The 26702-nt window shown below is 39.9% G+C and carries 26 protein-coding genes and 1 tRNA gene; 5 read left to right on the top strand and 22 right to left on the bottom strand.

The window, feature by feature from the left end:
* Positions 1 to 12: 12 nt before the first annotated feature.
* From KG708_RS13070 to KG708_RS13060, 3 genes are read right to left on the bottom strand one after another with little or no spacing between them, the layout of a single operon-like run.
* Positions 13 to 639 carry a LysE family transporter gene (locus KG708_RS13070; protein ID WP_213610426.1) on the bottom strand — a complete coding sequence of 209 codons (627 nt, stop codon included), beginning with the start codon at positions 637 to 639 and terminating at the stop codon, positions 13 to 15.
* A 2-nt stretch (positions 640 to 641) separates the two neighbouring features.
* Positions 642 to 1424: a hypothetical protein gene (locus tag KG708_RS13065; RefSeq protein ID WP_213610424.1), complete on the bottom strand. Its 783-nt coding sequence runs from the start codon at positions 1422 to 1424 to the stop codon at positions 642 to 644.
* Between the two features lie 3 nt (positions 1425 to 1427).
* Positions 1428 to 1898: a CreA family protein gene (locus KG708_RS13060; RefSeq protein WP_213610422.1), complete on the bottom strand. Its 471-nt coding sequence runs from the start codon at positions 1896 to 1898 to the stop codon at positions 1428 to 1430.
* Positions 1899 to 2126: 228 nt separating this feature from the next.
* Between KG708_RS13060 and KG708_RS13055 the strand changes: the two genes are divergently transcribed.
* A complete protein-coding gene (locus KG708_RS13055; RefSeq protein ID WP_213610420.1) occupies positions 2127 to 2456 on the top strand; it encodes a 5-carboxymethyl-2-hydroxymuconate Delta-isomerase in 330 nt (109 codons plus the stop codon).
* A 240-nt stretch (positions 2457 to 2696) separates the two neighbouring features.
* Here the strand turns inward: KG708_RS13055 and KG708_RS13050 are convergent, their stop codons facing one another.
* From KG708_RS13050 to KG708_RS13025, 6 genes are all read right to left on the bottom strand, one after another.
* Complete coding sequence (locus KG708_RS13050) at positions 2697 to 3716, bottom strand: transposase (protein ID WP_213610418.1); 1020 nt, start codon at positions 3714 to 3716, stop codon at positions 2697 to 2699.
* 198 nt (positions 3717 to 3914) lie between these two features.
* The gene (locus tag KG708_RS13045; RefSeq protein WP_213610416.1) at positions 3915 to 4499 is read right to left on the bottom strand and encodes a hypothetical protein; all 585 of its coding nucleotides are present in this window, start codon (positions 4497 to 4499) and stop codon (positions 3915 to 3917) included.
* A gap of 203 nt (positions 4500 to 4702) precedes the next feature.
* Complete coding sequence (locus KG708_RS13040; RefSeq protein ID WP_301003429.1) at positions 4703 to 5392, bottom strand: RluA family pseudouridine synthase; 690 nt, start codon at positions 5390 to 5392, stop codon at positions 4703 to 4705.
* A 386-nt stretch (positions 5393 to 5778) separates the two neighbouring features.
* A tRNA-Ile gene (locus tag KG708_RS13035) sits at positions 5779 to 5855 on the bottom strand.
* Positions 5856 to 6132: 277 nt separating this feature from the next.
* Positions 6133 to 6291: a YqaE/Pmp3 family membrane protein gene (locus KG708_RS13030; RefSeq protein WP_008466367.1), complete on the bottom strand. Its 159-nt coding sequence runs from the start codon at positions 6289 to 6291 to the stop codon at positions 6133 to 6135.
* 64 nt (positions 6292 to 6355) lie between these two features.
* Entirely contained in the window at positions 6356 to 6925 is a 570-nt protein-coding gene (locus KG708_RS13025; RefSeq protein ID WP_013465983.1) for a BON domain-containing protein, read from the bottom strand.
* A 312-nt stretch (positions 6926 to 7237) separates the two neighbouring features.
* Between KG708_RS13025 and KG708_RS13020 the strand changes: the two genes are divergently transcribed.
* Positions 7238 to 7903 (top strand): LiaF domain-containing protein, encoded by a 666-nt coding sequence (locus KG708_RS13020; protein WP_213610412.1) that lies wholly within the window; start codon positions 7238 to 7240, stop codon positions 7901 to 7903.
* A gap of 46 nt (positions 7904 to 7949) precedes the next feature.
* On the opposite strand, the gene KG708_RS13015 is transcribed toward KG708_RS13020, so the two are convergent.
* Entirely contained in the window at positions 7950 to 8366 is a 417-nt protein-coding gene (locus KG708_RS13015; RefSeq protein WP_013465985.1) for a VOC family protein, read from the bottom strand.
* Positions 8367 to 8602: 236 nt separating this feature from the next.
* Here KG708_RS13015 and suhB point away from each other — a divergent pair, with 236 nt between their 5' ends.
* On the top strand, positions 8603 to 9406 hold the full coding sequence (gene suhB, locus KG708_RS13010) for an inositol-1-monophosphatase (protein WP_213610410.1): 804 nt from the start codon (positions 8603 to 8605) through the stop codon (positions 9404 to 9406).
* Between the two features lie 35 nt (positions 9407 to 9441).
* Here suhB and KG708_RS13005 read toward each other — a convergent pair whose 3' ends face one another.
* From KG708_RS13005 to queA, 6 genes are all read right to left on the bottom strand, one after another.
* Complete coding sequence (locus KG708_RS13005) at positions 9442 to 11244, bottom strand: EAL domain-containing protein (RefSeq protein WP_213610408.1); 1803 nt, start codon at positions 11242 to 11244, stop codon at positions 9442 to 9444.
* A 132-nt stretch (positions 11245 to 11376) separates the two neighbouring features.
* Complete coding sequence (gene secF / locus KG708_RS13000) at positions 11377 to 12324, bottom strand: protein translocase subunit SecF (protein WP_213610406.1); 948 nt, start codon at positions 12322 to 12324, stop codon at positions 11377 to 11379.
* Positions 12325 to 12333: 9 nt separating this feature from the next.
* Complete coding sequence (gene secD / locus KG708_RS12995; protein WP_213610404.1) at positions 12334 to 14193, bottom strand: protein translocase subunit SecD; 1860 nt, start codon at positions 14191 to 14193, stop codon at positions 12334 to 12336.
* A 19-nt stretch (positions 14194 to 14212) separates the two neighbouring features.
* A complete protein-coding gene (gene yajC / locus KG708_RS12990) occupies positions 14213 to 14548 on the bottom strand; it encodes a preprotein translocase subunit YajC (protein WP_010391747.1) in 336 nt (111 codons plus the stop codon).
* Positions 14549 to 14574: 26 nt separating this feature from the next.
* The gene (gene tgt, locus KG708_RS12985; RefSeq protein WP_213610402.1) at positions 14575 to 15702 is read right to left on the bottom strand and encodes a tRNA guanosine(34) transglycosylase Tgt; all 1128 of its coding nucleotides are present in this window, start codon (positions 15700 to 15702) and stop codon (positions 14575 to 14577) included.
* Between the two features lie 137 nt (positions 15703 to 15839).
* The gene (gene queA / locus KG708_RS12980) at positions 15840 to 16871 is read right to left on the bottom strand and encodes a tRNA preQ1(34) S-adenosylmethionine ribosyltransferase-isomerase QueA (RefSeq protein WP_213610400.1); all 1032 of its coding nucleotides are present in this window, start codon (positions 16869 to 16871) and stop codon (positions 15840 to 15842) included.
* A gap of 457 nt (positions 16872 to 17328) precedes the next feature.
* Between queA and KG708_RS12975 the strand changes: the two genes are divergently transcribed.
* Entirely contained in the window at positions 17329 to 19860 is a 2532-nt protein-coding gene (locus KG708_RS12975; protein WP_213610398.1) for an EAL domain-containing protein, read from the top strand.
* A 187-nt stretch (positions 19861 to 20047) separates the two neighbouring features.
* The gene (locus tag KG708_RS12970; RefSeq protein WP_213610396.1) at positions 20048 to 20251 is read left to right on the top strand and encodes a hypothetical protein; all 204 of its coding nucleotides are present in this window, start codon (positions 20048 to 20050) and stop codon (positions 20249 to 20251) included.
* 61 nt (positions 20252 to 20312) lie between these two features.
* Here the strand turns inward: KG708_RS12970 and KG708_RS12965 are convergent, their stop codons facing one another.
* From KG708_RS12965 to pstA, 6 genes are all read right to left on the bottom strand, one after another.
* Positions 20313 to 21230, bottom strand: coding sequence for a hydrogen peroxide-inducible genes activator (locus KG708_RS12965; RefSeq protein ID WP_213610394.1), 918 nt, complete (start codon positions 21228 to 21230; stop codon positions 20313 to 20315).
* 81 nt (positions 21231 to 21311) lie between these two features.
* The gene (locus KG708_RS12960) at positions 21312 to 22580 is read right to left on the bottom strand and encodes an inorganic phosphate transporter (RefSeq protein WP_213610392.1); all 1269 of its coding nucleotides are present in this window, start codon (positions 22578 to 22580) and stop codon (positions 21312 to 21314) included.
* Positions 22581 to 22619: 39 nt separating this feature from the next.
* Entirely contained in the window at positions 22620 to 23294 is a 675-nt protein-coding gene (locus KG708_RS12955; RefSeq protein WP_213610390.1) for a TIGR00153 family protein, read from the bottom strand.
* 150 nt (positions 23295 to 23444) lie between these two features.
* Entirely contained in the window at positions 23445 to 24146 is a 702-nt protein-coding gene (gene phoU, locus KG708_RS12950; protein ID WP_213610388.1) for a phosphate signaling complex protein PhoU, read from the bottom strand.
* Between the two features lie 44 nt (positions 24147 to 24190).
* A complete protein-coding gene (gene pstB / locus KG708_RS12945; RefSeq protein WP_213610386.1) occupies positions 24191 to 25018 on the bottom strand; it encodes a phosphate ABC transporter ATP-binding protein PstB in 828 nt (275 codons plus the stop codon).
* 19 nt (positions 25019 to 25037) lie between these two features.
* A complete protein-coding gene (gene pstA / locus KG708_RS12940; protein ID WP_213610384.1) occupies positions 25038 to 26687 on the bottom strand; it encodes a phosphate ABC transporter permease PstA in 1650 nt (549 codons plus the stop codon).
* Between the last annotated feature and the right edge of the window lie 15 nt (positions 26688 to 26702).

Raw genomic sequence — 26702 nt, 5'->3', positions numbered from 1 at the left:
GCTATTCCTTAGTTAAATAATAATGCGCACAGCCAGTGCGATTAAAATAATGCCTATACCACGATCAAACCAATAACCACTTTGCTTAAAAAAATCGCGTACACGGGCTTTGGATAATAATAACGACAAAATAGAAAACCAAGCCCAGGTGGCAAGTGCCATATAAACGCCGTATCCCATTTGTACTATTACCGGCGTAGTTGGGCTAATAACCAAAGTAAACAGCGACATAAAAAACAGTGTTGCTTTAGGGTTCAGTGCATTGGTAAAAAAGCCACGACGAAACGCACGCCATGATGACTCAGATGCAAAACTGGGTTTTAGCTTTTCATCAAATGAGGTATTTGTAGGTTTAGCAGTGCGCAGCGCCTGTACACCTAAATACGCTAAGTACGCACCGGCCACATATTTAAGCGCCATGAATAGAGCAGGAGATTGAGTTAAAATAAGCGCGACACCCAATACACAATAGGCTATATGTAACAAAATAGCCGCGCCAACACCGGCGCTTGTCCATAACGCATTGCGCCTGCCAAACTGTACACTTTGTTTAAGTACAATTGCAAAATCAGGACCGGGGCTTGCTACGGCAAAAAAATGAGCCGCAGCTATTAATAAAAATTCATCTAAGTAGTTCATAATTAACGGGCTTGCTCTGGCGAAAAAGCCAGCAATAATGGATTGGCGGATTGATTTACCAACGTTTTTATTTCTTTTTGCGCTTTTTTAAATTGGCCTCGTAAATGCGGTTTTAAATGCTTTTTAGAGTGCTTGTCTTGCTTAAAGTAGCTCACCAATGCATGCATAAATACGGTCTGCGTTTCACTAAGTGCGGCTTCGCGATTTGCATACGGGTTATAACATGAGCCACAGCCACCTTTAAACTGGTACACGGTATTGCTCATCATTACGCCAAAACCTAAAAAACACGCCAAGGCATCACTCGCTTGCGCTAAGTATTCTTTACCACCTGGGGGTAATACACCCACATGATGAATTAATACCGTAGCCAAGGTACCGGCAAAACTCGCCACTAAGTCTTGCGGTTGATTAATTTGATTGGGGTTAAACGACACATTAATAGTATGGCTCGGCGGCACGATTAAATGGCACTGCTCACCACGTAAATGCGCGTTAAATTTAAAATGTGGAAACACCTGTGGTTGCAATTGTTGTGGGGCAACCAGGGTTAGGGGCCATTCATTCATACCAGCATACTGTTTAACACGCGCAAACACTTTACTGGCCATTTCCTCAACACTTGAAACCGAATCAGGAAAAAACTCAACCGTTGGCAAAATAATTTGGCTGTGCTTAGTAAAAAAATCTACATCAAAGTTTTCTGCTGCCCATATAAAAGTATCAACCAGCCATTGCTGCTCTTGCTGTGCGAGTAGAGGTTTTGCTTTAAATAAGGTCAACATAAATCACTCTTGCCCCTGCGCCCATTGCCATGCTTGTGTATTATATAAAGGCACCGTGGAGAGCGCGTGATGATGACTACCTGAGGACTCTTTTGTTGAATACGATAAATACAGTAACGTATGTGCTTTAGCATCATAAATACGACGCACTTTTAAAGACTTAAACAAAATACTCTTTGAGGACTTAAACACCACCTCCCCTGATTTACTGCGGTCGATTGCTTGCAATTGTTCTGGTGTTATTGGCCCCGTTTGACGGCACGCAATTGACATATCTGAAGGGTCTGAAAAATCTAAATCTGCCTCAACATGGCTAATATGACAAGTTACCCCGGTCACTAATGGATCTTGCTGTGAATTAACCACCACATCCTTAGTAGTAAATAGCCCTAGGCTTACTGAAGCCACATCATCAGAACACCCTGTAAGCCCAGCTAAAATTACAATTAAGCCACCTATTTTGAGATACTTCATAGCCTTCTCTTTAAATTAAATGTTACGTTATGCTTTATACTAAACGCTTTCACCGCGATAAAACAAATTTTATCCACCAACTACATACTACAATGTATTAAAGACTTTTTAGCACTAGGGCGCGCAAACAAGTAATAAATATAATTTTAAAAACTAAGAACCATGGGGTTAGCGTGTACAAACCCGTTTGGTATAATTAAGTCAACCAATTTGAAGAGGATACGCTAAATGCCACACATTATTATTGAACACTCAGAAGATCTACCTTTGTTGCCTCAAGTTCTTGTGGAAAAAATTCATACTACAACATTTGAAAGTGGCTTATTTGATTTAGAAACAATAAAAACTCGCGCTATTGCTTATCAACATTATCAATTAGGTTTGGGCAAAGATGGGTTTATTCATATTGCGGTACATATTATGGCTGGGCGATCTATTGAGCAAAAGCAACTACTGAGTGAGCAGTTACTAACGTGCTTGAAAACGTATTGCAGAGCTTCTGACAGCTTAAGTGTAAATATTTACGAAATGGATCACGAGATTTACCGTAAAAACTAAAAAATAAAAAAGGGACAGGCGTGGATTTTATTATGGGACAGGCATAAATTTACTGCTCAAAATCAGCCATCTTTAATTTCATTGATAATATAAACATGTTTGCATGTCAAAAATCACATGATTTATTAAATATTCGCTAAGTTATTGAGGTATTACTGCGCTAAAGTGAAATTACAGGCAGGTGAAATTAAACGCTCAGCATGCGCGTTTAAATAATAAACAGACTCAGACTCGTTGTTTTTAACCGGTGCCTTTGTACCACTTCATGTCGTTTTTTGCAGCGTGCAGTTTTAAGCGCTGCGGGGCGCCGGCAAAATGTGAATATTGGCGTCTAAAATGTTTTATTGAATCCATCCATACCGCTTCGTCCACGCCTAAGGTTGTGAGTATTTTGGGAGTACTGTTATCAATATGCCCTGCTTTTTGTGGGTTTATTTGCCTGCCACTCCAATCGACTAATGCTAAATAATCACTTAAGGCAAAGGGGATTGCGTGTTCAACATGGTTACCTGCAAATGGCTTTAATTGTGCAGGCTGAGCTAAGTGTTGGGAGTCATCTTGTTTTTTATTAACGTTAAACGTGTTGTTATTGCTGTTGTTATTGCTGTTGTTCTGTAGTGCTTGAAAATGAAGAATGCGCTCTTGTATTGAGGTGAAGTCGCTGTGTTCAAGGCTATCGGCAGCTTTTGCTCTGATAGGGTTTAGGTCTACGTACGCCATGCAGCGTATAATTGATGCATGGTCTAAAAGTCCTTGCGATTGATAGCGCCCTTCCCAGTATTTACCTGTGCAGTTATCTTCTTTATTTGCTTCACGCGCAATATGCTCATTTAGGTTTTTCATGTACCAGCTAATGTCGTACAGCCGTGCTCGCCATGTTGCAATGATTTCATCAAAATGACGCCTGCTTATGGCATCTAACTGTTGGCCTTGTGTATGTTGGTCTACAAGTAAGTGGCCGCGGTACAACTTATACCAGCGAGTAATAACCTCATCGTCACTCCAATTCAGTGCATGTGCACGATTAACTTTTACAACAAGGTGGTAGTGGTTACTCATTACAGCGTAGGCGGCAATGTCTATGGCAAATATGGTACTTAAATGCTTAATCCGCTCAATAAGCCATGTTCTGCGGTGGTCAAAGTTTTTACCCGAATAAGGGTCGTCACCACATAAGTAGGCTTGCCTTACACATCGAGCAATTAAGTGATAGTAAGATGTTGAGGCCAAATCAATCAGGCATTTTCTCGCTCTTGTCATGCTAATAACCATTATTTTAACTGGATATAATAACAGTAGTTTAGTTTGGGTGTTTTACAAATTTTTTATGACTGTCTTACCTTATTATTTTATGCCTGTCCCATTTTATTTTTTATTTGTTTTATTTGGTTTGGGGGTTTTACAAATTTTTTATGCCTGTCCTTTTTATCTTTTTTATCTTCCTTAGTTGTATATTCATCACTTGTGCCCCCAAGGCGCAGGTGGCAATTTATCCAACGGTCGAGTAAGGTCAAAATCGAGGCGCCAAGTCCAGCTATCTCCACTAAATGTACCGTAGGTATAGCGTTTTCCTGGCTCAATTTCAATACGCCAACCTAGTTCAGCACCATTATCAGCTGTGCGTTCAGTAAATAAAAACTGTTGCTGCATTGCACTCCCTTTACCTATAGATAAGCCACCATACATAGTATTGGTTTCATCTGGTTCACCAGAGTGCAAGCGATGATCGTGGCGAAGCTCTAACTGCTCACCTTTTCGGCTGAAGCGCCAAGTGCGGGAACGATCCCAGCTACCATCAGCCAAACCTATATGAAAAGGTAAAGCTAACAAATCTTTACCACACTCTCGAAAATGTACAATCAAGTGCTCATTTCCTTGCAGTAAATCAGGACGATCATCTCGAGCAATAATACGTTTTCCTCTATATGCTTGCCCACAATGCTGATTGAGATGCTGCCAAAACTGGGTTGCTGCATTACTTTCTGATTGCACTGATACAGGTGGCGTTACAATAAGAGCTGTCAATAAAGTAAAATGATACATAATACTAATTCCCTGGATTCTTTTAATAAAATGTAACACAACCGCTATTTAAGGATATATAGGACATGTATATAATCTCTGTATAAAAATAAGTTACTTTTGAGCCAATCATCAAAAACAAGCATTTCAAAGTTCGCTGGGGATATTAGGATGCAATGGCTTTTAGAGGTTAAAGTGCAGCTGTGTATTTAGTTTTTAACCGCCTAAAAAGGACTGGCACAATGTCCGTGGCAAGGTTCACAGGTGAGTGGATGTTCAAAATAAATGTCACGGGCATGCAGCAATAATCGTCTTGACAGCTGTTGACTACTCTCACTGTGGTACAAATCGCATCCTAGGATTGGGTGTCCAATGCTAAGGCTATGAATTCGCAACTGGTGAGTGCGCCCGCTAATAGGGGTAAATTGTACCAGACTGCGCCGAGGCTGGTTAAACCGATGTAATACCTTAAAATGACTAGTGGCAGACTTGCCGGTAATACTGCAAATTTTCACCAGTGGAAACTGGCTTTTATCTTTGGCAATAGGTGCCGTAATTACCCCTTCGTTGGCGCTAACCCAGCCTTCTAATATGGCGTTATAGTGCTTTTTTATCGTACCTTCTTGAAATTGTTTATTAAGATGTACTGTGGCAGTTGGTGTTAGTGCCACTACCATAATACCCGAGGTGCCAAAATCTAAGCGATGTGGTAATTTCGCCTGCGAAAACGCTGGAGTCACTCCTGGCTGGCCATGCACTAATCTGTGGTGAACTGAGTCACGGTTCAGTGGGTTTTTACCAGATAAACTCAACAAGCCTGAAGGCTTGTTTATCAATAAGATATCTTGGTCTTGATATAATATCTGCACAAACTCGTGACAAACCGGTGCGATAAAGTTGTCTATAATATTCAAAAAATACCTCGCCCAATTCACCTGAATAATCTGTAATAGTGTGCTGATTCACCCTGCTTATTATACAATAAATTTTAACCTGTAGTTGGTGCATAGCTTTATGATGACCACGTTTAATACTTTTATATGCCTGTCCTTTTTATTCTATACTTTTATATGCCTGTCCTTTTTATTCTTTTTCTAACCCTACATCACACTAAACCTATAATAATGCACATTTAGACTTGCTAGAGGTGAATCAAAATCAGAGTTAGGGAAAAGTAAAAAATAACTAAACCAAATAAGTGAGGTATATATTAACAATCACACAAATTCCGATCCGTAGCAATTTCGTACATATTAGGGTAAAAAGTTTTAAAGGTATTTACTTGGAAAGCTTTGAAAAGTGGTGGCCCCTCCCAGACTCGAACTGGGGACCTAACGATTATGAGTCGTGTGCTCTAACCAACTGAGCTAAGGGGCCATCTTTGTATAACTGTAAACAGTTAATTTTTGAAGCGTTTAGCCACAGAGCGACTAAAGCGGGTTGCAGTATAAAAAGTTTTTAGGGGCTTGTCACTAGCAAAAAGCTTTATTTTAACAATCAAGGGGCTAACTGCTCAAATAGTAGGCTTTGAGGTTTTGTTAGTGATGAGTTTTGTAAAACAAATCCATTTATTAATAGCAGCCTGAGTAACTAATACACATACCTTTGGGAGCACTTAGCAACTCAGTATTAAATGTCCTGCTATGCTGCTACATTATTTTTTGGCAATAATGTAAATCGCATGAATTAATCCAGGGAAATAGCCGAGCAAAGTTAGCAAAATATTTAACCAAAAATGCATCCCTAGTCCTACCTGTAAAAACACACCCAGTGGTGGTAATAAAATAGAAAAAATAATTCTAATGATATCCATAATTTAATCCTTATAATGTTAGCAAAGCAAAAAGCCCAGCAGGGCTGGGCTTTAGTATAGTGTATTATTCTGCAATAACAGTTAATTCATCAACTACCTTGCGAACATCTTCAGCGTTTTTAGCAATTTCCATCGCTAATTGCTTTTCAGCATCAGACTCAACTGTACCTTTAAGAGTTACCACACCATTATCGGTATCAACATCAATGTCTGTACCACCTACTTCAGAATCAAATAAGTAACGTGTTGTGATCACTGTAGTGATTTTAGCATCTGTTAAATCACTTTCAGTGTCGTTACCCATCATTTCAGAATCATGCTTCTTCATGTCGGTGTTTTTTACCACAGTTAGACTGTTTTCAACGTCAGTTACACCATCTAGGCTTAGCACGAGTTCTTCAGCAAGCTCTTTATCTACTTCGCTGTTTACTTTACCTGTTAGCATTACCTTGCCGTTTTTTACGTCCGTGTTGATATCAAAGTTATTTAGATTAGTGTTCATAAGCAATACGGTTTCTGCTTTCCCATCAATCCAAGCATCTTTGCTTTCGTTTTCCCAACTGCTTGCCTGAGCGCCCATTGCGGTTGTTCCTAATACTAGGGCTGCAATCATAGACTTATTAAATGTTTTCATAATCGTTCTCCTTTTGATTAAAGACACTTAAGCTAATGCGAGCATCGGGCCAACATTTTTAACCTTTAATTTCAATAGGTTAATTTAAAATAGTAGATATTGGCTTAAACCTACTAAGTAAACATTTACAGACTATTGCGTAAAAGTTTCTCGAATAGCGAAACTTACTAAATAATTGTATATTTGGTTAATCTGTCGTTAATATACTAAAGCGCAGAAAACAAAAAATTATAAATTACTGATTTTAAATAATTTAATATTTGGTATGAGGCTTGCTTTGAAATAACCAGCAACCATAAAAGGATAATTTAAATGTCTGTTAAAATTGAAGACCGCCCTATTGAGCAAGTTCGTGAGCAAGTGATTGATCAGCTCATTTATAATTACAGCCATGGTGTCATATCTGTAGAAGCATTTGAAAGGCGCTTAGACGATGCTATGGCAACTAATGACAATAAAGCACTTATGGCCTTAGTTGAAGATTTAACCTTAGATACTGATCAGCAATATAAAGCCCAAAAGCACTCGCAGTTTACACCTCACTATGGTGCACAACATGGAGGTGATGCGGAGCCACTTAAACTAAGAAGTATTCTTGGCTCAAGCGAACGAAGCGGCCAATGGGTGGTTCCTCAAAACATTTATATAGAAAACTACATGGGATCAATTAATCTTGATTTTACAGATGCGATTTTTACCCATCAACATGTCACTATTTATGTAAACTGTTACTTTGGCAGCGAGGAAATATACGTACCAGAACACGTTAATGTAGTTTCTAAAATGTTTTGTATTTTAGGCAGTTTTGAAAATAAAACAGTTTCACTTAATAAGCGCCAAGGGCCAACGATTCACATTGAAGGAAAAACTGTTTTAGGCTCTGTGGAAGTTAAAGTTAAGCGCACTATTAAAGAAAAATTTATTAGTTTTGCAAATGATCTAAAAACTCAACTTGGCATGAATGGTAAACATTATTAAATATGCTAAACATTGAATGAAGCCATAATAGTTGGCTTCATTCATATTATAAGTCGTTATTTCGCTCACTAGGTACATCACTCATGTACTCTACAAACTCAACTTCAAACCCTGCAGGGTCAATATAATAAATGTTTTTTCTAAATGGATTTACAGCACCTTCTTTACTTATTGCAAAGCCCGCATGTTTTAGGCGCGCTATTACTGCATTTAAGTTATTGGTTACATAGGCAAAGTGTGCCAAACCAATTTGATGTCCTGATAGGTCGCGGTTTTCCCCTTCCCCATGATCGCTTATAGCAATATATTGCTCGTTATCACCAAAATGTACCCAGCGCCTTGCTTTACCATACCAGGTTCCTTCTCCCTCACTTCTAATTGACCAATAGGGAAACGCTGCTTGGTAAAACTTAAGCATGGCGTTTATGTCACTAACAACTAAATTTACGTGTTCTAATTTCATAACTTTCTTCCTGTTAATTGAATATAGAACATCATAAAACCTCAAGTTAACTTTAGGTAAAGCGCTAATTTACAAATTTATTGTCTGTTTTTATTCCGATAAATATATTGAAAGATCATGCCTGTACAAAAAACACTCACAAGTATTTAGGCTTTATGGTTTACATTATGGCAAAAACCGCTAAAATACGCCGGCTTAAATATATAAACGTTCTTTTACAACCCAAAGGTAATACCATGCATCCAATGTTAAACATTGCGGTTCGCGCTGCGCGTAACGCAGGCAAGCTTATTCTTCGTGCAAGTGAAGACTTATCAAAAGTTGAAGTGCAACAAAAAGGCACTAATGATTTAGTTACGAACATTGATAAAGAAGCCGAAGCCGTAATTCGTGACACTATTTTACGTTCTTACCCTGATCACTGCATCGTTGGTGAAGAGTTAGGCGAACACAAAGGTAAGGATGCTGATTACCAATGGATTGTTGACCCACTTGATGGCACAACTAACTTCATAAAGGGTATCCCTCATTTCGCAGTATCTATTGCACTTAAAGTTAAAGGTCGTTTAGACCAAGCCGTGATTTACGATCCAATTCGTGGCGAGCTTTTCACCGCTTCTCGCGGTCAAGGCGCACAGTTAAACAGCAAACGTTTACGTGTATCTAAAACGGTTGAACTTGCCGGTTCTATTCTTGCAACAGGTTTTCCTTTCAAACAAAAACACCACTTAGATGCATATTCTGAAGCGTTTAAAGCATTATTCTTGCATACGGCTGATATTCGTCGTGCAGGTTCTGCAGCACTTGATATGGCGTATGTTGCAGCGGGTCGTGTTGATGGTTTCTTTGAAATTGGTTTAAAACCGTGGGATACAGCAGCAGGCGAGCTATTAGTTAAAGAAGCTGGCGGCATGGTTGTTGATTTTGCTGGCGGTAATAACTACAACGTGAGCGGTAACGTTATTTGTGGTGCACCTAAGCTAACACAAGCGATTGTTCGTGAAATGCGCCCAGTATTATCTGAGTCGTTATTACGTTAATCGTACAGTAAAAAGGAGCTTCGGCTCCTTTTTTGTTAACCTCTTTTTTTAAGTTGTTCACTGGGGTTATTAGATAAACGCACAACGGCGGGGGCAGGCCTTCTTCGATTACAAATAAATAAGTAACTATGACGATAACGCTTTGCTTCTTTTTTAGCATCGGTTGCTAATGCCGCCACTTGATGGCTATTTTTACACTGCTGCAGATCCGGCTCAACTAAACCTATCGACAATGTCAGTAAAGGTACAAACTGCTTTTCGCCCTCTCGATTAGTGGCCCAATACCCTTTTTCAGCAATGTGCTCTGGCGTAAAAAATACCCGCGACTGTGATTCAAATTGCGTGATAATGGTATTACACACCTCTACCGCGTCTTTTTTTTCAAACACCACCATAAAGTCATCGCCACCAATATGCCCAACAAAGTTGGCACTATTGGCACAGGCTTTTACAGTCACGTCGGCCAATAGTTTAATCACGCTGTCACCACTGGCATAACCATACAAATCATTAAATTGTTTAAAATGATTTAAATCAATATAGGCTAGTGAAAATGGTTGTTTATTTTGTAGCCGCTGCTCTATTACCTCACTAATTGCAACATTACCCGGTAACATGGTAAGAGGATTAGCGTGTTGGGCGTGGCGGATTTTTTCTGCTGTAATGTGCTTTAATATATCTCTGAGCGGTGCCAAACCTAAATATGTGTTATTACGTGTGATAATAATATGGCGACGAATATCAAAGTCTTGCTCTGTTATTTGTTGAGACACAATATCGAGCATCTGGTTTTCATCAACCACCAGAGGCTGCTTATCCATCAATTCTGTCACTTCACACTTATCATAAAGCGCATGCCCATAAGGCGCGGCAAACACTTCTGTTAGCTGATCTTTGTGTAATAGCCCTATTGGCTGCTGCTGGCTATTCAAAACCGGTAAGCTGATTATACGCTTGTCTTGTTCAAAAAGTATATGAGCTTCTTTACAGCGCGTGTCGCTACTAATTGCAGGTTGAGCAATAGCAAGCACACCTATTGCCATTGACTGTTCAAATTTTGCAACAGCTTGTTTAACTGTTAGTGCCTGTAACTGCTTACAGCTATAGTCATAGCTTGGTTGTTGACTGGGTCTTTCTAACAAAAAACCCTGCACATTGCTTATGCCTATATTTTTGATTAAATCTAGCTCTTCAGTACGTTCAACCCCTTCAGCAATCACCGCTGTATTTGTTGCCCGCGCGAGTACCATGATTGATTTTAGAAACTCTTTTTTTACTTCGCTTTGATCGCAATGGTCAATAAAGTAGCGATCAATTTTTACCATGTCTGGGCATAATTGAGACCATTGTTTTAACCCTGAATAACCTGCACCAAGGTCGTCAATAGCAATGGTAAAGCCTAACTCCCGATAGTGCGCAATGGTTTTTAATAATAAAGACCCGTCATCTACTTTTTCTTGTTCGGTCACTTCAATCACCACACGATTAGCTGCAAGACCAAACTGTTCAATTAAATGTAGGGTTTCGCCTTTAGGATGGCTGGGATCGAGTAGAATATTAGGACTAACATTTAAAAACAACTTCCCTTGTAGATTTAGTTTTACAAAGTTTTCAATCGCGCGAGAACGGCATAAAAGCTCAAGCTCCGAAATCAATTGATATTTTTGAGCTGTTTCAAATAGCTTATTTGGCATAGCTAGCTGACTATTTTCAGGGCCGCGACTAAGCGCTTCGTAACCAATAATAGATTGCTTAGCAATATCAAAAATAGGTTGAAACAAGGTTTTTATTGCGCCTTGTTGTAAAATTGATTCTAAGGCTTTACGCTGCTCAGTCACTATTAGCTCTGATCAAAATTAAATAAGAGCAGTAAAATATCAATTGAATATGACAATTGTGTTGCAGGTAGCCACAGCCAATAAAAAACCGCTCACAAGGAGCGGTTTTATTAAAAGATAATTTAATCTCAATTAAGGCATTGAGTCTAAATCAGCCCCTTCTTTTTCAACCACTTCAGGTATTAAATCTTCTTTACTTACGCCCATAGTAATAGCTAATGAACTTGAAACGTAAACTGAAGAATAAGTACCAATAAATACACCAAACAACAGTGCGGTAGCAAAGCCATGAATAGTTTGGCCGCCCCATACAAAGAGTGCAATCAATACTAAAATAGTGGTGATTGAGGTTACTAAGGTACGGTTAAGTGTTTGCGTAAGTGACATATCGATAATTTCAATGGTGTCATCAATACGTACTTTACGAAAGTTTTCACGAATACGGTCTGATACAACAATGGTATCGTTTAATGAATAACCTATCACAGCGAGTATTGCAGCCAAAATCGTTAGGTCAAACTCTAAACCAAGGGCTGAGAACAAACCAATAGTGATAATCACATCGTGTAATAATGCGCCAACTGCACCCACAGCAAAGCGCCACTCAAAGCGAAATGCCACATAAATTAAAATACATATAAGCGCAGTTAACATGGCCAAGCCACCCTGCTCTTTTAAGTCTTCACCTACGCTTGGGCCTACAAACTCAATTCGGCGCATTACTACGCTGTCATCGGCTTTTTGGAGCGCCTCAATAACTTGGTTACCAATCACCTCTGCTTTTACATCATCACCGCGAGGAGCTAAACGTACCAATATGTCTTGGCTTGAACCAAAGAGCTGTACCGAGGCATCAGCAAAATCGTTTTCAGCAAGCACGCTACGTACTTTTTGTAAGTCAGCAGGTTGTGAAAAACCCACCTCAACCGCTGTACCACCGGTAAAATCTAAACCAAAGTTTAAGCCTTTAACAAAAAGTGACGTAAGCGACGCTAAAATTAATAACGTAGAAAAACCCATTGCCACTTTTCGAAGAGACATGAAACGAAGGGTTTTTCCGCCCAATCTTAAAATTTGCATGCCTGCTCCTTAAATTGAAAGTTTATCTATACGTTTACCACCAATAAATAGGTTGATCACCGCACGGGTACCTATAATTGCTGTAAACATAGAGGTTAAAATACCAATTGCTAGGGTTACCGCAAAGCCTGCAACAGGACCAGTTCCTACTGCAAACAAGATAATCGCTGCAATTAATGTGGTAATATTGGCATCAAAAATAGTACTAAAGGCACTATCATAGCCAAAATGAACGGCTTGTTGAGGGCTACGGCCATCTGCGAGCTCTTCACGGATACGTTCAAAAATAAGTACGTTCGCATCAACAGCCATACCCACAGTTAATACAATACCCGCGATACCTGGCAGAGTGAGTGTTGCGCCTGGAATTAACGACATTACACCAATAATAAGTACTAAGTTGGCAGCCAATGCAATATTCGCAACAAGACCAAAACCTTTGTAGTAAATAAGCATAAAGGCCAGCACAAACGCAAAACCTAAGGCTACAGCGGTCATACCTGCTTCAATGTTTTCTTGACCTAGGCTTGGCCCAACCGTACGTTCTTCTACTATTTGAATAGGCGCAACTAGTGCACCTGCACGTAATAGTAAACTTAAGTTATGCGCTTCAGCAGGGTTATCAATGCCGGTAATACGAAATGATCGGTCAAGACGCGCTTGAATGGTTGCTACGTTAATCACTTCTTCCACTTTAATCGGCGGAAGTGCTTTACCGTCGCTGTCTTTTTTACCCGATGGCTTGTACTCAATAAACACGGTAGCCATACGTTTACCAATAGCACGTTTGGTGAAGGCATTCATTTTTGCCCCGCCTTTGCTATCGAGTTTAATGCTTACTTGTGGACGCTGGTATTCATCCATACCCGACTGCGCGCCAGTAATATGGCTACCTTCAAGAATAATGCGTTTTTTTAGTACCACAGGGTAACCATCACGACTCATGATCATTTCAGTACCAGGTGGAATGCGACCTTGGGCAGCGGCACTTGGATCGGCATTTTCATCAACTTCACGAAACTCAAGCGTAGCCGTTGCACCTAAAATTTCTTTAGCACGTGCTGTATCTTGAATACCCGGTAATTGCACAATAATACGTTCAGCCCCTTGACGCTGTACGTTTGGCTCTGCAACCCCAATTTGGTTGATACGGTTACGAATAATGGTTTCGTTTTGCTTGATAGCATAATCACGAATTTCTTTTAGCTTTTGCTCACTCATCGTGGCATAAAAAGCATTATCGTTACTGCTATCATCAATATAAACGTTTAATGGGTAACGGCTTTCTAAAAAGCGCTCTGCGGCTTCTTTGTCTTCTTCGTTACGCATTTCCACACGCATACGCTCAGTGCCCGCTACACGGCGCACACTACGATAACGTAGTTTTTCTTCACGCAGGTCGCTACGGAAATCTTGCTCCATTTGTTCAAGCTGATTATCAACTGCAGTCACCATGTCAATTTCCATGGTAAAATGCACACCACCACTTAAATCTAGACCTAATTTCATAGGTTCACCGCCAAGCGACTTTAACCAAGCCGGCTGTGCCGGTGCCATATTAATGGCTGAAATATAATCGTTACTAAGCGAGTTACGCAGTAAGTCTTGCGCTTTTAGTTGGTCTTCAACGTTTTTAAAGCGAACAAGAATTTGTCCGCCTTCTAATTTCGTCGATTTAGCACTGACGTTATCTTTTTTAAGGATTGCGTTTACTTTGTCTACTACACTGAGGTCAACATCGGTGCCTTTAGCGCCAGAAACTTGTATGGCCGGATCACGGCCATACAAGTTTGGTGAAGCATATAAAAGGCCAATGGCTAACACAGCTAAAACAAGTAAATACTTCCAAATTGGAAACTTGTTTAACACGGGGCTATCCTTATTATTTTTATAGCGACTTCATTGTGCCTTTAGGCAGTACAGCAGAAACTGCTGATTTTTGTACTGTCACTTCCGCTTGCTCATTTAATGAGATAACGATGAAGTCTTTATCTTCAGCAATTTTTACGATTTTACCCACTAAACCACCTTGGGTGAGTACTTCATCGCCTTTTGCCATCGCGCTCATTAAGCTTTTATGCTCTTTAACGCGCTTAGCTTGCGGACGGTAAATTAAAAAGTAAAAAACCAAACCAAAAATCGCTAACATAATTAGCATTTCCATACCGCCGCCTGCTGCAGGTGCACCAGCGCTTGCATGCGCGTTTGAAATAAATAAACTCATAAGACTTCCTCTTTAATTTTTAAATTTTAATTTGTAGTATCCGCAAGCTCTGGCACTTCTTGGCCTCGGCGAGCGTAAAAATCGTGAACGAATGCTTCTAATTGACCTTCGCTGATAGCATTGCGTAAACCTTCCATAACACGTTGATAGTATCGTAAGTTATGGATGGTGTTTAGTCGTGCGCCCAAAATTTCGTTACATTTGTCTAAATGATGCAAATAGGCGCGCGAATAATGATTACAGGTATGGCAATCACACTCGGGATCAAGTGGACCAGTATCTGTTTTATGCACTGCGTTACGAATTTTTATGATGCCAGTAGTAATGAATAAATGACCGTTACGTGCATTACGCGTTGGCATTACACAGTCAAACATATCTATACCACGGCGAACCGACTCAACTAGGTCTTCTGGCTTGCCTACACCCATTAGGTAACGCGGTTTATTTTCTGGCATTTTATAAGCACAATGATCAAGAATATTAATCATTTCATGTTTAGGCTCACCCACCGATAAACCACCGAGTGCATAACCATCAAAACCAATTTCTTCAAGGCCCGCTTGTGATTGTGCACGAAGCTCAGGATACATACCGCCTTGAATAATACCAAACAACGCTGATGGGTTGTCTCCATGCCCTTCTTTTGAACGCTTAGCCCAACGAAGAGAAAGCTCCATAGAGTCTTTTGCTTCTTTTTCGGTGGCAGGATATGGCGTGCATTCGTCAAATATCATCACGATATCTGAGCCAAGATCACGCTGCACTTCCATTGACTTTTCTGGCGACATCATAATTTGGTCACCATTTACAGGCGATTGGAACATCACGCCTTCTTCAGTGATTTTACGCATTGCGCCAAGGCTAAATACTTGGAAACCACCTGAGTCAGTAAGAATTGGAAAATCCCAATTCATAAAATCGTGTAAATCACCATGCTGTTTAATGATTTCAGTGCCTGGGCGCAGCATTAAATGAAACGTATTGCCTAAACAAATTTGTGCGCCGGTTGCCTTTACTTCATCAGGTGTCATACCTTTAACCGTGCCGTAAGTGCCTACTGGCATAAACGCCGGTGTTTCTATTACACCTCGGTCAAAAATCAAGCGGCCGCGGCGCGCTTTACCATCAGTGCAGTCTAATTCAAATTTCATAATATCCTCTGTGTCGGAAAAACAGTCCAACAAGCTATAATTTAACCGCTCGATTCTACCCTTTTTACCCCATCATTACTATTACCATAGATAAATTCACTGCCCCTTCGAGTAAAATAAAAAGGGGGCGCTATAAATTATTTACGGGTTAAAAACATCGCATCGCCATAACTAAAAAAGCGATACTGTTGCTCAATCGCGGTATTATATGCGCCCATAATATTGTCTTGCCCTGCAAAGGCACTGACCAGCATAATTAGAGTTGATTCAGGTAAATGGAAGTTGGTGACCATGGCATCAACAACGTTAAATTGATAACCCGGAAAAATAAAGATATCGGTATCACCAAAGTAAGTATCTAACTTGCCGTCATGTATTTTTGCTGCCGACTCTAGTGATCGCACTGAAGTTGTACCTACTGCAATCACTCGCCCGCCTTTAGCTTTGGTGCTTGCAACCGCATCAACCACATCTTGCGGCACTTCAATATATTCAGAGTGCATAATGTGCTCATCAACACTCTCAACTCTTACAGGCTGAAAGGTGCCAGCACCAACGTGCAAGGTTACAAACGCCATTTGCACGCCTTTATCTTTAAGCGCAGCCATGAGTTTATCGTCAAAATGAAGACCTGCCGTAGGTGCAGCAACAGCGCCTGGCTTTTCGCCATATACTGTTTGGTATCGCTCACGATCCGCTTCGTTATCTGGGCGGTCTATGTAAGGAGGAAGCGGCATATGGCCCACATCATTTAAAATGTCGAGCACATTTTCACTGCGGTCAAACTCAAGCTCAAATAAAGTATCGTGGCGTGCCACCATAATAGCTTTTGCTTTGCCCTCTAAAATGAGTACATTACCTGGCTTTGGGGATTTACTCGCACGAATATGCGCAAGTACGCGGTGTTCGTCTAATACGCGTTCAACGAGTACCTCAACTTTACCACCAGACTCTTTTTGACCAAACATACGCGCAGGTATAACCTTGGTATTATTAAAAACCAGTAAATCGTTTTCGTTTACAAGCTCAAGTATGTCACTAAATATCTTATGCTCAATCTCACCAGTTGGCCCGTTTAGGCTCAATAAACGGCTACTCGTTCTATCTGCTTTTGGAAAACGAGCAATTAATTCATCAGGTAAGTCAAAGCTAAAATCAGCTACGCGCATTGTTAGAATTCCACATCATTTAAAATCGCGCCAAGTGTATACCCAAACCACCTCAAAATGCGAGTATCGTTGGAATTAAAAGCGATTTAGGCAAGGCATTGATTGCAAATAATAGTGGTTCTATTATTAATATCAATAACGCAGTATAAATCGCTTTTAAGCCAACCCATGGGCGTTTCACAGGGGCATACTCTCATCGTTGCTACTTCTTGAAAGGGACGACCGTTACTGCAAAGTATCGCCTTGATATTAAGCCCCTGTGAAGCGCTGAATTCTGCATTTTGAGGTGGTTTGGGTATTTAGCTATTAGTAATGAACCTCAAGATACCCCCTATATTCTCCCTAATTCGCCACCAATTAACTACATTTAAAATAGCGGCTAATTACGCTTGTTCTTATCGCTAAATATCATTACTCTTATTGTTTTATTATCTGCATCTCTCGGAGTGGTACCTACGTGGCAAAACAGCTTAAATTGCTAATATTGAATGCAAGTGATGATGAGCGCCAAACTATTCGTGCCACGTTAGAGAGGCTTAATGTGTTTGAGTTCATTGAAGCATCAGATAGCCAAGACGCCTTAAAAATATTAAAAAATAAAAGTGTAAATATAATCATCACGGGCCTAGATGTAGGTAAGATTGATGGCTGGCGCTTTTCACGCATGATCCGTTCAGGGCTACTAAACACACCTAAAAATACACCTATTTTACTTATTCCGCCTATTTATTGTGAGCGTATCGCGGAAACTACTGCGCGCAGCTATGGCATAGATGCTGTGCTCCCTTTTGAGCGCCAAGATATACTGCCGCAAATACTAGCGAATGTACTATCGAGCCATTTAGAAAAAAGCAGTCGCTTAAACCTGTTGTTATTAGAACCCTTTACCAGCAGGGCGAACGATATGAGTGAGCAATTAAAACTTAACTTTGCTATCACCCATGTTACAACTGAGAAAGCGGCGCTAAGTGCTTATAATCAGCAGCCTTTTGCCATCGTGCTACTTGATGCCACAGCGGCACAAGCAGAAAGCTCAAATCAATTAGTCGAAAAAATTCTGCAGCATAACCCTCAGCAAGCCATTGTTACTATTATTGATAAAAACGATGCCGATTACGCCGAGCAGTTATTACTTTCAGGCGTTACCGACTTTATTCGCGCTCCTTACGACCCCTCATTTTTAAATAAAGTCTGTGACCACGCTGCTCGTCGTGAAGACTTTATGGTGAGCTATGCTGAATTTGCTAATAAGGTACAGCAGCTAAGTATTAGTGAAGTAAAATATCGCGACCTGTTTTCAGCGCATCAACGTATTTTATTACACCTAAACACCGTGGTGCTTGAGCTAGACCAGCAAGGCAATATTCGCTTTATAAACCCTGCATGGGAATCTTTGAGCGGCTTTGGAGTTAAATCAACCTTAAAACAGCCACTCACTTCATTTTGTACCTCAGATTATCAGCAGCCGTTACAATCCACTATTGATGATATTTTACAAGGTGGCGCAAATAAACAAAAAATAGAAGTTAAACTACGTCAAAAAAGTGGTAATTCGGTGTGGGTTGAATGTCGCCTTCAACTCATTAAAAATAGCAGTAGCAATGCCACTATCACCGCCACACTCGATAACATTCACGAGCGTAAACAAGCAGAGCTGCAATTACGCCACTTAGCACTGCATGACACCTTAACTGGCCTACATAATCGTTATTACTTTGACCAACAACTTAATTATATTTGCCAGAGCGACAATACCTATGCAAATATTGAGCATGCGCTTATTTATATCGACCTTGATCACTTTAAAATAATCAACGACAGTAAAGGTCACCAACAAGGCGATATTGTTTTAAAAGAAGTGGCACAACTGTTTATTGCCAATATTAGTAATGAGCACCTGATCTGCCGCGTTGGTGGCGATGAATTTGCGGTGATCCTTAAAAACACCAATTTATTAGATGCACATTTAATTGCAGAGGGGATTTGTAGTGCCATTGAAGGCAACCAATTTAAATCAGAAGAACAAGTGTATTCAATTAGCTGCTCTATTGGCTTAACTCAAATTACTGCTGATAACTGCGACCCAAATGAATGTTTAAAGCAATCAGATATTGCGTTATATATTGCTAAAAACTTAGGCCGAAACTTAGTACATTGTTATTCAAAACAAGACGGTGAAAATAATGCCCTGCAAACTGGCTTAGAGTGGGGTCATGGAGTACGCCAAGCACTACAGCAAGACAGTATAGAACTTCACTACCAACCCATTTGGAATTTTAAAACGAACCAGGTTGCTTACTTTGAAGTGCTACTGCGATTAAAACTCGACGACGAGCTTATTTACCCAAATCAATTTATTCCCTCATTGGAAATGCTCAATGACACCTTTTTAATGGATCAATGTGTTATTCGTAACAGTATTGCGAGTGTTGCTGCGCATCCAGAGCTTCTTCAAGTGGCAATTAACTTATCGGCACAATCATTTTTAGATGAACGTTTACTTCCGTTGATAGAGTCAAGCCTCGAACAATACCAAGTGCCTCCTTCAAAAATTATTTTTGAAATAACCGAGTCAGCCAGTATTAATAATTTAACAGCGACGCGCAAAATGATTGAACGGTTAAATGATTTAGGCTGTCATTTTTCAATTGATGATTTTGGCACCGGATTTAGTACCTTTAATTACTTAAAGCAACTTCCAGCTCAGCATGTAAAAATTGACGGCTCGTTTGTACGCGATATGCTTAACGATTCCATTGATTTAGCGTTAGTAAAAGCCATAAATGACATTAGTTGCTCGCTGGATAAACGCTCTGTAGCAGAATATGTAGAAACAGCAGAAGTGTTTTTTGCACTTAAAGAAATAGGCGTAGACTATGGGCAAGGCTACTTTATTGCTCGCCCGGTACCAATTGACAATGTACTGATTGAGTTAGAAAAAATTAAAAGTAACCCTATTTTTTATCAAGATACTCTCACATCTGTATAAACATTAATAAACAAATTTAAGCAATTTATTACTTCCAAAATCGTCTTTCTAAACTATACTTTGCTCATTGATAGCACAATGTCATGGAAATTAAGTAACTAACTTAATTTTACATGACATCTTTATTTGCTGTCGTCTAGATGTCTAAGCTATTAAGGGTAGGCATTTGACCATAAGGAGGATGTTTATGACGCAATTAATCACGTTATTGTTGTTTATACACTTTGCTATTGCGATTCAATGTTACAAATACGCTCAGCTTAAAGGGTATCCTGTAAAAACTTTTACAGTGCTTGGACTGGTACCTTACTTTAACATTGTAGTATGGGTTTACTTACTGTTTTTACCGCCGCTTAATAACTACCACAACCAGCACAAACAACCACTTTAGTTCCCTATGTTATTGAGCCTATTAATCGATTAGTTAATAGGCTTTTTTTACCTAATTTACACTACTTAAAATCTACGCTGCATTGCTTTTTCAAAAATATTTCTAACTGTTGGCTAAACAATTTAAAGTCACGAATACGCCCAGTTGTTTTGCGCCACAGTACACCAATATCACGATAGGCATCGCCTTGCGATGGCGTAGCAAGCATGTCTTTATTTTCTAAAATACCGGCGTTAATGGCCATTTGCGGTAAAAAAGTCACGCCAAGTTTATACTCAACCATACTCAATAAAGTATGTAAGCTAGCCGCCTCAAAGGGATTTATACAACTGGAGCGATTTAAGTGGCACGCACTGAGCGCATGCCCAGTCATACAGTGTTCTCGCTCAAGTAAAAAAACACTGGCTTCAGGTAATAAATTGAAGTCTTTAATGTCCTTGGCTGGTGTGTAGTCTTTGTGGTGTACTAAGCTAAAATGATCTTGTGCAAGTACTTGAGTATGGAACTTATCAGTTGCGTACGGCAAAGCCAATAACGCTAAGTCAATTTGCCCATGCTCTAACTTATCGAGTAATTTGTCACTGGTGTCCTCAACTAAAACCAACTCTAAATCAGCAAATGTTTGCTGACAAAAGTGATACAAAGGCGCCGCAATAAAGCTGGCAATAGTGGGGATAACACCTAACGTTAATGTGCCGCTAAGCGGTGTTAAAAAGCTTTTAGTGAGCTCTTTTAAACTAATAGTGTCGTTAATAATTTTTCTTGAGCGCTCAACCACCTCTTCACCTATGGTGGTAAACATAAGACTACGGTTTTCTCGCTCAATAAGCTGACACCCTAACGTTTCTTCTAAATTTTGAATCGCGGTGCTCAGCGTTGATTGACCGATAAAACAGGCACTTGCTGCTCGGCCAAAGTGTTGATGTTGATGTACAGCTAGTAAATACTGTAGCTGCTTTATACTAGGGAGATTAGTCATTTTTCTTTCCACAAATAAAAAGACCCCAACACCAAGGGTATTGAGATCTTTTCAAGCTAAAAGTCTTTTAAGTACTTTTTGTTAAACCCCAAAAGCGGTTCTCAGTACGTAGAAAATAACAATAGCAAGGGCAGCACCAACTGGCAATGTAATTACCCAAGAAACAACAATATTTCTTATTACACCCATATTAAGTGCAGCAATACCACGTGCCATACCAACACCCAACACAGCACCTACTAGGGTTTGTGTAGTTGAAATAGGCAAACCTGTACCTGATGCAATAACAACGGTAGATGCAGCAGCTAATTCAGCAGCAAAACCACGACTAGGTGTTAAATGTGTAATACCTTCACCAATAGTTTTAATTACTTTTTTACCCAAAATAGCCAGACCGGCAACAATACCTAAACCACCCAGTGGCAGTATCCACCAAGCAATAGCTGCCTGTTTAGCAATTTCACCATTATTTTCAACAATATTTACAACCGCAGCTAGCGGCCCAATTGCGTTAGCAACGTCGTTAGAACCATGAGCAAATGCCATACAACATGCGGTTAGTACCATAAGTACTGCAAACACTTTCTCTACATTGTTAAATTGCATTTCTCGATCCGCTTGAGGGTCGATGTTTAAACGTGCAATTGCAATTTTACCAATAACAGCAACGAGTAGCGCTATACCAATAGAAATAGCAAAACCTTCAAAGGTACCTAAATTAATACCTATGTGCTTTAAGCCTTTTGTAATGGTCACAAGCGCCATAATAAAGCCAGCTAAACCCATGTATATTGGCACAAAGCGTTTTGCATTTTTAAGTGGAGCATCCGTATCAAAAATCAGCTTTTGCGCACTCATAAATATTAAATAAGCAATAAAGCCAGAAATGGCAGGAGTCACAACCCAACTACCCACAATGCCAGCAACCTTTCCCCACTGAATAGCTTCAGAGCCAACAGCAACCAAGGCAAAACCGATTATAGCGCCAATAATTGAATGAGTCGTTGAAACTGGCCAACCTAAAAATGAGGCTATTAATAACCAACTACCTGCAGCAAATAAAGAAGCGATCATTCCTAGAACCATAAGCTCCGGAATATCAGCAAATGGGGCTGCTTCAATAATGCCTTTGCGGATTGTTGATGTAACCTCACCACCGGCTAAATAAGCACCTGCAAATTCAAAGATCATCGCGATAAAAATCGCTTGTTTAATAGTAAGTGCTTTTGAACCGACGGATGTACCCATTGCATTAGCAACATCGTTTGCGCCAATACCATAAGCCATAAAAAAGCCGACGGCCGCGGCAATTAAAATTAATGCCGTGCCGTAAGATGCAATGATATCCATTGTATAACCTTAATCTTTCGTGTTTGAACTGATTTTAAATTAACGAGCTAACATCAGCTCAAGACGTGATCCTACGCGCTCTGCAATATCTGCAAGCTCGCCAACCCATTCAATGATTTTGTATAAAAACATCACATCTACTGGATTTAGCTCACTTTCTACTTGTCGTAGCTGGCGGCGTATTCTAATTTGCATTTCATCCGTGTCTTGTTCTATGGCATCCAATTCTACGAGCATTTTTTCAACCAGAGTAACTTCTCTGCCTTTAAAGCCCGTTTCTAACAATTCTTCTAATTCATTAATCGCTTTAGATGCTTGTTTTGTTGCATCAACACAACGAGTTACATATGCCAAAAAATCTTCTTGAATCTCTTTTGGTATAATCATCTCACGACCAATTACGCGCCCAGCAATGTCTTTTGCTTTATTGGCAATTTTGTCTTGTTGGGTTACTAATTCGAGAAGGTCTGTACGCTCTACCGGCATGAATAATCCGCCAGGTAGTTGTAAGCGTATAGTTCTTTTCATTTCATCGGCTTCACGTTCTAAATTACGAATAGTTAAACGTAGCTCTTCAGCTTGTTGCCACTCTTCTTTAAAGACATGATTAAAAAAAGGTATCAAACTTTCACTCGCTTGATGCGCTTTTCTGATGTGCTCTTCTATTGGTTTTATAGGGGATTTAGCAAAAACACCTAAAAAATTTGTTGGCATAACTGACCCTTTAATCAATTCAATATGCTGTTCAGTGTGAATTTTACAGCATTAAGCTAGATTGTGAACGCTTTTTCTCATTCAATTATTTACAAAAAATAAAAAAGGCAGTGTATTACTGCCTTTCTTATTTGCTAGTTATTTGTATCACTACAGCGATTTTTCAATATCTTCTTGAGATATATGACGAATATCTTTGCCGTTTACAAAATAGATGACATATTCGGCAATATTTTGGCAGCGATCGCCGATGCGTTCTAATGACCGTACAGACCACACTAAATCCATAATTTTAGGAATTGAGCGTGGATCTTCCATCATATAAGTCATTATTTGACGGGTGATTGCTTCATATTCCCTATCCACTTTAGCATCCTCTTTATGCACTTCAAATGCACGTTGCACGTCCATTCGTGCAAATGCATCTAACACGTCATGCAACATTTTAGATACTTGGCGACCCATGTTTTCAATATTTACGAGTAAGTCTTGCTGATCTTTCGTAAATGAGTCTAGTGCAACTTTAGCAATTCGCTTAGCTTCATCACCAATTCTTTCTAAATCAGCAATTGTTTTCGCAATTGCAATGACCAAACGTAAGTCACTTGCTGCTGGTTGGCGTTTAGCAATAATTCGGGTACAGTCCTCATCAATGCTGACCTCCATAGCGTTTACTTTGTAGTCGTTTTCACGTACTTTTTGTGCAAGCGCAGCATCATTTTGACTTACTGCATCAAGCGCACTATTAAGTTGCTGCTCAACGAGTCCGCCCATACTCAATACATGATTACGAACGTTTTCTAGCTCTTGGTTAAAACGGCCAGAAATATGTTTATTAATGTTGTGTTCCATAGTAACTCTCTTTAATAATTTATTGCCTTAGCGTTTTAAACCGACTAACCGTAGCGTCCGGTAATATAATCTTCTGTTTTTTTCTTCGCAGGTGTGGTAAATAATGTATTGGTATCTGAATACTCGATTAATTCACCCATATACATAAATGCGGTTTGATCAGATACACGCGCTGCTTGTTGCATGTTGTGCGTAACAATAACCACGGTAAATTTATTCTTTAGATCATTAATTAACTCTTCAATTACCAACGTGGAAATAGGGTCAAGTGCTGATGTTGGCTCATCAAGTAGTAATACCTCAGGTTCTATCGCAATAGAGCGAGCTATCACTAAGCGTTGTTGCTGACCGCCCGATAAACCAAATGCGCTATCGTGAAGCCTGTCTTTTACTTCATCCCAAAGTGCTGCACCGCGTAATGATTGCTCAACCACTTCATCCAGCTTGCGCTTTTCTTTAATCCCTTGCAAGCGAAGACCATATACCACATTTTCATAAATTGATTTTGGAAACGGATTTGGGCGCTGGAACACCATACCAACATTACGACGAAGCGCAGCAACATCAACACTTTTATCGTAAATATTTTGCCCATGCAGAATTATTTCACCCTCAATACGACAAATATCAACTAAGTCGTTCATGCGGTTAATACAACGCAACAAGGTTGATTTACCACAACCCGATGGCCCAATAAACGCCGTTACTTGGCCTTTAGGGATATTCATATTCACTTTACTCAGCGCTTGTTTATCACCGTAGTAAAGGTCGAGATCTTTAATTTCTAGCGCTTTTTGTTCGTCAGTTAAATTATTTAAATCTAACTTCAAGCTTGGCTTTGCTTGGTTTACTTGTGGAGCGACTGTAATCATGTTTGTTACCTATACTAAATTAATGCTCAAGCGATCTGAATTTTTCACGTAAGTGATTACGTATACCAATGGCTGTGATGTTAAGGGTAATAATAACCGACACTAACAAAAAGGCTGTTGCATATACCAGCGGACGTGCAGCCTCAACGTTCGGACTTTGAAAACCAACATCGTAAATATGAAAACCTAAGTGCATGAACTTTCTATCTAAGTGTATATAAGGGAAGTTACCATCAAGCGGCAGCGTTGGTGCCATTTTCACCACACCTACCAACATAAGCGGTGCAACTTCACCCGCAGCACGAGCAACCGCTAAAATTAACCCCGTCATAATAGCAGGGCTGGCCATAGGAATAATGATTCGCCACAGCGTTTCTACCTTAGTCGCGCCCAGTGCTAATGAACCATCACGTACTGTGCTTGGAATACGAGATAAACCTTCCTCGGTTGACACAATTACCACAGGCAGAGTTAATATAGCCAAGGTGAGTGCCGACCATAAAACCCCCGGAGTACCAAATACTGGTGAAGGCGATGCTTCTGGATAAAAGAGCTGATCTAAACTCCCACCCAGTACATACACGAAAAACCCTAAACCAAATACCCCATAAACAATTGACGGAACACCGGCTAAATTAATAACCGCAATACGAATCATCTTGGTAATTGCATTTTTGGCTGCATATTCATGCAAATAAATCGCAGCAACCACACCAAACGGTGTCACTATTACCGCCATAAGCATCACCATAAACACCGTACCAAATATAGCAGGAAATACACCGCCTTCGGTATTAGCTTCACGTGGATCATCAGAAACAAACTTACCAAGCTGAACAAAGTAGTGACCTAACTTGGCGAAAAAGCCCATATCGTTTGGAAACCACACATCTAACACTTGATAAATAGGAATAGTAACCACTTCACCGCGCATGTCTTTAACTGTAACCTGATCACGTTTAGCCAGTTTACGCAGAGCAAATAACTCTTTTTCTAATTCGCCATATTGAGCACGTAAATCAGCACGGGCTTGAGCAAGTTCTGCAACACGCTCATCGGTCAGTTCGTTATCAAGCAGGTACGCTTTTTCTTGTAACCGTAAACGTTCTAGTTCGTAGTTTATCCGACCAATATCACCATTTTGTAAATCCAGTGCTTGGTCATTTAACTCAACAGCACGATCCACAAGCTCATATAAGGTTTCAACTTTATCTGTTTTTACCGTTTCCCCATCTTTAATTACGCTTTGCACATAGCCATAAAAATTACCGTTTTTATTGCGCTCAAATACCGCCAACGCTTTAGGTGCAGATCTTTGCTTGATATCGGTCTCGAGTATCCATCGAAAATCTAAATTAACATATTCACGGTTACCGGTTTTAATCAAAAAACGCTCAATCTCGTCTTTTTCAAATTGACTCACATCAATACCCGTTGCCGCTAAACGCGACTTTGGTACTAATTCTCGGTCGTAAATTTCACCAATGACGGTTTGCTTAGCAATTGAACCTTCAAGCTCAAACTGCACCACTTGAGAAGGCCAAAAAAAGCTTAACCCTTTCCATGCAATCATGGCTAACAAACCAATAACTGAAATTAAACTGATGCTAACAGCACCACCGGTCATCCAAATCCAAGGAGAACCAGACTTAAACCACTGCTTTACCATGTCGTGTTTCTCCAC

This window comes from Pseudoalteromonas sp., assembly GCF_018402495.1.
Lineage (GTDB): Bacteria > Pseudomonadota > Gammaproteobacteria > Enterobacterales > Alteromonadaceae > Pseudoalteromonas.
This window is presented reverse-complemented; position numbering and strand designations above follow the sequence as displayed.